This window comes from Devosia limi DSM 17137 (assembly GCF_900128975.1).
Classification (GTDB): Bacteria; Pseudomonadota; Alphaproteobacteria; order Rhizobiales; family Devosiaceae; genus Devosia; species Devosia limi.
In genome coordinates, this window is record NZ_FQVC01000024.1 from 1 (window position 1) to 3,227 (window position 3,227).

At 52.2% G+C, this 3,227-nt stretch carries 2 rRNA genes; both read left to right on the forward strand.

What is annotated here, in order from left to right:
* Positions 1-251: 251 nt before the first annotated feature.
* Positions 252-2,974 (forward strand): 23S ribosomal RNA (locus tag BUA69_RS20510).
* A 133-nt stretch (positions 2,975-3,107) separates the two neighbouring features.
* Positions 3,108-3,223 (forward strand): 5S ribosomal RNA (gene rrf, locus BUA69_RS20515).
* The last annotated feature ends 4 nt before the right edge of the window (positions 3,224-3,227 follow it).

Here is a 3,227-nt window from a genome sequence, read left to right on the forward strand (position 1 = left end):
AAGGCTGGATTGGCGGATCTTTCGACATTGTAAAGAGATGCTCTTTTGTCCCGTTTGACCCGCACCCCGGGGAGGAACAAGAGAAGCACGTGAATTCTGGTTAATTTGATCTGACCGATCAAAACGCTGACGCTTTATGCGTCGGCAGCTGGCGCAGAGATTGCGCTGGCATTTCACAATCCCGACGACTGAGACGTTGGCCTTCAAGAGGGGCTGGCGTCGTTGATGTTGCGGGCATTGATAATGAGAACGATCAAGCGTCTTAAGTGCATTCAGTGGATGCCTTGGCGTGCACAGGCGATGAAGGACGTAATACGCTGCGATAAGCGTCGGGGAGCTGCGAATAAGCTTTGATCCGATGATTTCCGAATGGGGAAACCCGACCATTTAGGTCACCCGCAAGGGAGCTAACCTGGGGAACTGAAACATCTAAGTACCCAGAGGAAAGGACATCAACCGAGACTCCGTTAGTAGTGGCGAGCGAACGCGGACCAGGCCAGTGGCCTCTTTGTAAGAACGGGAATGGAATGGAAATTCCAGCCATAGTGGGTGATAGCCCCGTACCGGTAGAAAGCATTGAGGTCCTCGAGTAAGGCGGAACACGTGAAATTCTGTCTGAACATGGGTAGACCACTATCCAAGCCTAAGTACTCGTGCACGACCGATAGCGAACAAGTACCGTGAGGGAAAGGTGAAAAGCACCCCGACGAGGGGAGTGAAATAGTTCCTGAAACTGGATGCATACAAACAGTAGGAGCCCGCAAGGGTGACTGCGTACCTCTTGTATAATGGGTCATCGACTTAGTCTAACTAGCAAGCTTAAGCCGTTAGGTGTAGGCGCAGCGAAAGCGAGTCTGAATAGGGCGTTAAGTTAGTTGGATTAGACCCGAAACCGAGTGATCTAGGTATGAGCAGGCTGAAGGTAAGGTAACACTTACTGGAGGGCCGAACCCACGTAAGTTGAAAATTGCGGGGATGACTTGTTCCTAGGGGTGAAAGGCCAATCAAACTCGGAAATAGCTGGTTCTCCGCGAAAGATATTTAGGTATCGCCTCGGACGAATACTGTGGGGGGTAGAGCACTGGATGGGCTAGGGGGTCTCACCGACTTACCAAACCTAACCAAACTCCGAATACCCACAAGTAATATCCGGGAGACAGACGGCGGGTGCTAAGGTCCGTCGTCAAAAGGGAAACAGCCCTAACCTACAGCTAAGGTCCCCAAGTGATAGTTAAGTGGGAAAGCATGTGGGAATGCTTAGACAACCAGGAGGTTGGCTTAGAAGCAGCCATCCTTTAAAGATAGCGTAACAGCTCACTGGTCAAGCGTTCCTGCGGCGAAGATGTAACGGGTCTAAAACTATCCACCGAAGCTTAGGGTTTACTCGTTTACGAGTAAGCGGTAGCGGAGCGTTCCGTAAGCCTGCGAAGCGGTACCTGTGAGGGGCCGTGGAGGTATCGGAAGTGCGAATGATGACATGAGTAGCGACAAAAAGTGTGAGAGACACTTTCGCCGAAAGTCCAAGGGTTCCTGCGCAATGCTAATCAGCGCAGGGTTAGTCGGCCCCTAAGGTGAGGCAGAAATGCGTAGCCGATGGGAATCACGTTAATATTCGTGAACCAGATGGTAGTGACGGATCGCGCAGGTTCGTATCCCCTTATTGGATTGGGGGTGCGATGAGCCGGTTCCAGGAAATAGCTCCATCGACATTGACCGTACCCTAAACCGACACAGGTGGACTGGTAGAGTATACCAAGGCGCTTGAGAGAACTATACTGAAGGAACTCGGCAAATTGCATGCGTAACTTCGGGATAAGCATGACTTCTACGAGGGCAACCTTGTAGGAGTGGCACAAAAGAGGGGGTGGCGACTGTTTACTAAAAACACAGGGCTCTGCGAAGTTGCAAAACGACGTATAGGGTCTGACGCCTGCCCGGTGCCGGAAGGTTAAATGGAGGGGTTAACGCCCTGAAATGAAGCCCCGGTAAACGGCGGCCGTAACTATAACGGTCCTAAGGTAGCGAAATTCCTTGTCGGGTAAGTTCCGACCTGCACGAATGGCGTAACGACTTCCCCACTGTCTCCAGTATAGACTCAGCGAAATTGAATTCCCCGTGAAGATGCGGGGTTCCTGCGGTCAGACGGAAAGACCCCATGCACCTTTACTATAGCTTTACGCTGGCATTTGTGTCGGCATGTGCAGGATAGGTGGTAGGCTTTGAAGCAGGGACGCTAGTTTCTGTGGAGCCGCAAGATGAGATACCACCCTTATCGTCATAGATGTCTAACCGCGGCATAACAGTGTCCGGGACAGCGTATGGTGGGTAGTTTGACTGGGGCGGTCGCCTCCCAAAGAGTAACGGAGGCGCGCGATGGTAGGCTCAGAACGGTCGGAAATCGTTCCTCGAGTGCAATGGCATAAGCCTGCCTGACTGCGAGACTGACAAGTCGAGCAGAGACGAAAGTCGGTCATAGTGATCCGGTGGTCCCGCGTGGAAGGGCCATCGCTCAACGAATAAAAGGTACGCTGGGGATAACAGGCTGATAATGCCCAAGAGTCCATATCGACGGCATTGTTTGGCACCTCGATGTCGGCTCATCACATCCTGGGGCTGGAGCAGGTCCCAAGGGTATGGCTGTTCGCCATTTAAAGTGGTACGTGAGCTGGGTTTAGAACGTCGTGAGACAGTTCGGTCCCTATCTGCCGTGGGTGTAGGAATATTGAGAAGAGCTGACCCTAGTACGAGAGGACCGGGTTGGACGAACCTCTGGTGGACCTGTTGTGGCGCCAGCCGCATTGCAGGGTAGCTAAGTTCGGACGGGATAACTGCTGAAAGCATCTAAGCAGGAAGCCTCCTTCAAAACTAGTATTCCCTTGAGAGCCGTGGAAGACCACCACGTCGATAGGCCGGGTGTGGAAGCGCAGCAATGTGTGAAGCTTACCGGTACTAATAGCTCGATTGGCTTGATCGTTCTCATTAATCTATGTCCGCATAGACTGTGAAATGATCGGTTAGAATAATACACCAGCCAAGCCTCCTTGCATGGGAGAGGACTTGGCCATACAGAACAAAAACCAGAATTCACACCGTATGTTTTTCGCTGACCTTGTGGTTCTTGCGAGGAGCCCAGGACCCGATCCCATCCCGAACTCGACCGTCAAATTCCTCTGCGCCAATGGTACTAAGTCTCAAGGCTTGGGAGAGTAGGTCGCTGCAAGGTCTGC